The sequence below is a fragment of the Aminobacter sp. P4_H6_2 genome, assembly GCF_056400805.1.
The window spans coordinates 1-4361 of the sequence record NZ_JBFUKO010000469.1; the positions used below are offsets into that span (position 1 = coordinate 1).

The 4361-nt window shown below is 60.7% G+C and carries 4 protein-coding genes; all 4 read left to right on the forward strand.

Annotated elements, in window-relative coordinates:
• Positions 1–2559, forward strand: a 2559-nt coding sequence (gene cckA, locus AC1DUU_RS24470; protein WP_476785974.1) for a cell cycle histidine kinase CckA, incomplete at its 5' end; no start/stop codon positions are given.
• 107 nt (positions 2560–2666) lie between these two features.
• Complete coding sequence (gene deoD / locus AC1DUU_RS24475; protein ID WP_476785975.1) at positions 2667–3416, forward strand: purine-nucleoside phosphorylase; 750 nt, start codon at positions 2667–2669, stop codon at positions 3414–3416.
• A gap of 189 nt (positions 3417–3605) precedes the next feature.
• On the forward strand, positions 3606–3782 hold the full coding sequence (locus AC1DUU_RS24480) for a hypothetical protein (RefSeq protein WP_476785976.1): 177 nt from the start codon (positions 3606–3608) through the stop codon (positions 3780–3782).
• 331 nt (positions 3783–4113) lie between these two features.
• Positions 4114–4361: DEAD/DEAH box helicase (locus AC1DUU_RS24485; RefSeq protein WP_476785977.1), on the forward strand; the 248-nt coding region annotated here is incomplete at its 3' end.

Sequence of the window (4361 nt, forward strand, 5' to 3'; positions counted from 1 at the left end):
GTTCCGATCGTGGATCAGGCGGCGCGCCCCGATGCCATCACCCGGCTGATCATCTTCATCGTCGTTCTGACCGGCGCTGCCATCGTTTTTGGAATCTTTCGCGAGCGCCTGGGCGATCCATTTCTGATGGGTATGCTTGGCGTGCTCGCCATGATCGGCGTTGGCTACCTTTTTGCGACCGCGATCGGCTTCGTCCAGATTTCCCCGCGCTCGCCTTCAGATGGCCTTTCCAAGGCCTTTGTCGATTCCATGTCGCAGGGCCTTGTCGTAACCGATGCCAAGGGCCGTGTCGTTTATGCCAACCGCGCATATGCCGACATGACAGGCGCGACCACGGCGTCGGACCTGAAGACTGTCGAAGGGTTGCTCTCGGACGTGACCGAGGCGTCGGCGACCATTTCGCAGCTGGCGTCGGGTTTGCGTGACGGCCAGCCGGGCGACGGCGAATTCCGCCTCGCGCAATCCGTTCGACCAGGCGCTGCGCCCGGCGCACGCTGGTACCGGGTGCGGGCACGCGCGTTCAATGTGCCAGGCCAGCGCCAGCCTCTAAACGCTTGGCAGCTAGCCGATATTTCGCCTGAGAGAGCGGAGCAGGAGCGGTTCTTCCTCGACCTGCAGCAGGCCATCGACCATCTCGACCACGCCCCGGCTGGATTCTTCTCGGCTGACCAGGATGGCCGCATTACCTACGTCAACGCGACCCTGGCCGAGTGGCTCGGCATCGACCTTGCAAGTTTTACGCCTGGAGCCATCAGCCTCGACGAGGTCGTCGCCGGCGACGGCATGGCGCTTGTCCGTTCGGTCAAGGCCGATCCGGGTACGACGCGCAATGCGGTGATCGACCTCGATCTTGCAACGATCAACGGCGAGGCATTGCCGGTGCGCTTCATGCATCGCGTCTCGGCCAGTCGTGAAGGCATCAACGGCCCGACGCGGACGATCGTGCTCAACCGCACCCAGGGCGAGGATTCGTCGGCGCAGCTGCGCGCTTCGGAAGTGCGCTTCACCCGTTTTTTCAATTCCACGCCGATGGCGATTGCCGGTGTCGATCACAACGGGCGCATCCTGCGCACCAATGCGCCGTTCCTGTCGCTGTTCTCGTCGGTGGTCGACCGCGATGCCGTGGATCGGAAGGTGCGTCTCGACACGGTCATCCACGACCGCGACCGAGCCGCTTTTGCTGCGGCCCTCCAAAGGGCGCATCAGCGCCAGGCCGATATTGCCCCCATCGACACGGTGATGCCGGACAATGAGGAGCGCCATATGCGCTTCTACGTCAACGCGGTGGCTGACGGTTCTGATGCTGAGGGTGCCGAAGAGGCCGCGATCGTTTATGCCGTCGAGACGACCGAGCAGAAGGCGCTCGAAAACCAGATGGCCCAGAGCCAGAAGATGCAGGCCGTGGGGCAGCTTGCAGGTGGCATCGCCCACGACTTCAACAATGTGCTGACCGCCATCATCATGGCATCGGACCTTTTGCTGACCAATCACCGCCCGTCGGACCCGTCGTTCCCCGACATCATGAACATCAAGCAGAACGCCAACCGCGCCGCATCGCTGGTCAGGCAGCTTCTGGCATTCTCGCGCAAGCAGACGCTGCGTCCGGAAGTGCTCAACCTCACCGACGTTCTCGCCGATCTGCGCACTCTTGTAGCGCGCCTTGTCGGCAACGGCATCAAGCTCAAGGTGGACCATGGCCGCGACCTGTGGCCTGTACGTGCCGATATAGGCCAGCTCGAACAGGTGGTGGTCAATCTCGCGGTCAACGCGCGCGATGCGATGCCAGCAGGCGGTGACCTGGTGGTACGCACCAAGAACGTGCCGGCCGAAGAGTCCAAGGCTTATGGTTATCGCGAGCTGGTGGCAGCCGACTATGTGGTGATAGAGGTCGAGGATACCGGTAGCGGCATCGCGCCCGAGGTGTTGAAGAAGATATTCGAACCATTCTTTACCACCAAGGAAGTCGGCAAAGGCACCGGCCTTGGCCTGTCGATGGTCTACGGCATCATCAAGCAGACCGGCGGGTTCATTTATTGTGACTCCGAAGTCGGCAAGGGCACCGTATTCCGCATCTTCCTGCCGCGGCATGTCGTGAAGCCACAGTCGGTGGAGGAAGCCAAAGCTGGTGCCGAGGCAGCAGCACTTGCCAAATCGGAGGCCGCACCGAGCAATGTCGCCAAGGATCTTTCCGGTTCGGCGACCGTTCTTTTGGTTGAAGACGAGGATGCCGTGCGCATGGGCGGCGTGAGGGCGCTTACCTCGCGTGGCTACACCGTTCACGAAGCATCGTCTGGCGTGGAGGCGCTCGAGATATTCGATGAGCTCCAAGGCCAGATCGACATTGTCGTTTCGGATGTGGTGATGCCCGAGATGGATGGGCCGACGTTGCTCGGTGAGCTGCGCAAGCGCCAGCCGGATATCAAGTTCGTCTTCGTTTCCGGTTATGCCGAAGATGCCTTTGCCAGGAACCTACCCGCTGACGCGCAGTTCGGTTTCCTGCCCAAGCCGTTCTCGCTCAAGCAGCTGGCAACGGTCGTCAAAGAGGTGCTTGAAAGCTAAAGGCAGCACAGCTACGCTGTGTTCAGGTCTGCCCGACCTTTTGAACCGCTTCCCCGCAGGCATTTATGGTGCCATCATGCCGGTAAGCGCGTCGTCGGGGTGGACATATGCAGACAACGCCGCACAACGAAGCAAAACGAGGCGACTACGCCGAGGCCGTTCTGTTGCCTGGCGATCCTCAGCGTGCGGAATGGATTGCCGCGACTTTCCTTGAAGACGTCAGATGCGTAAACCGGCTGCGCGGTGCACTTGGCTACACAGGCAGATTCCGCGGTATGCCGGTAAGCGTGCAGACGACCGGAATAGGTGCGCCCTCGCTTGCCATCTATGCACATGAATTGCTTGAGACCTACGGCGTGAAGACGCTGATCCGCGTCGGCACCTGCGGCGGCCTGGCCGAGCACGTCAAGTTGCGCAGCCTGGTCATCTCGCAATCCTCGAGCAGCGACAGCGCCATCAATCGCCAGTTCTTCGGCGTTTATGATTACGCGCCGAGCGCTGATTTCGAGTTGCTGCGCCGCGCGGCGGCGCGGGCAGCAGAATTGGCCCTCGATCATCATGTCGGCCAAACGGCATCGAGCGACGTGTTTTACCATCCTGACGTGCTTGGGCGATTTGCCGGGGTGCGAGCCCATGGCGCACTGGCGGTCGATATGGAGACCAACGCGCTTTACACTGTTGCCGCCCGCTTTCGTGCAAAGGCACTATCGATCTGCACCGTGGTCGACAGTCTGGTGACTGGTGAGGAGACTGATCCGGCCGAGCGGCAGGCATTATTTTCCGAAATGGTGCGGCTTGCACTCGATGTCGCAACCGGGCCTTCGGCGGCGGCCGGGCCGGATACCTCTCAGCGCTAGCGCGGTCCTGCGCCCGTGCTAACATTGCTGCGGCCTTGTGAGTCGGCCGCTTTTCCCGTGTCTCCCCGATCGAAGAATGGAATCGCCGGCCGCGCCGGCAAGTTCCGCGCAAGCTGCGATCCATACTTCTGATTGGACGTTCTGGTCTGTGTTCATTGCGTATGGGCAATCGGACGAAGGGACAGCCTGATGGAACAGTTTGTCGAGGAAAGCATGAAGAGGCGTCTGACCGAACCGGTCGACATACTCACCGCAGTCAGCATATTGAAATCGCACGGCTATTGGGGGGACGAGCTGATCATTGCGATCACCAGGATATTCTATGTCGATCTGGACACTTTCAACGAGGTTGTCGGCACCGTCTGACGCAGATCGATGTCCGAATGTTCGATTTGTCATGTTGCGTTGCAGCATGGTGGGCTTGCTATTTGTGGCCAAATCATCCATATGCGGCGTCATAGGCGCTTGAGCCGGGCTTACGGCTTTCTCCTAAGAGAGACTGGTTGCGTCTGTTTTCACCCTTTCCGGCAACGGAAGGCGGCGAAATAGACCCGCGGCATGAGGCCAGCGGGCACGACAGCGCAGCCGAGCGGACGGTCGTCCGCCGCCTTGTCGTTTCACGAGAGATTGAGGCCGGCAGGTTGCGCCCTGCCGCCATTGTTGTTTGTGGCGGAAAGCCACACGAAAGAAGAAGATATTGACGAATGAAATCAATGCGGAGCTGAACGGCTTCGCCAAACTCGGCATTACCGGCGCTCTGCTCAAGGCTACCCAGCTTGCGGGCTTCACCGAGCCCAAGCCGATCCAGGTCGAATCCATTCCGGCTCAGCTGGCTGGTCGCGACATTCTCGGCATCGCCCAGACCGGTTCGGGCAAGACCGCTGCGTTTTCGCTGCCGATTCTGTCCAAGATAGTTGCGCTTGGCACCAAGCGCCGACCCAAGAC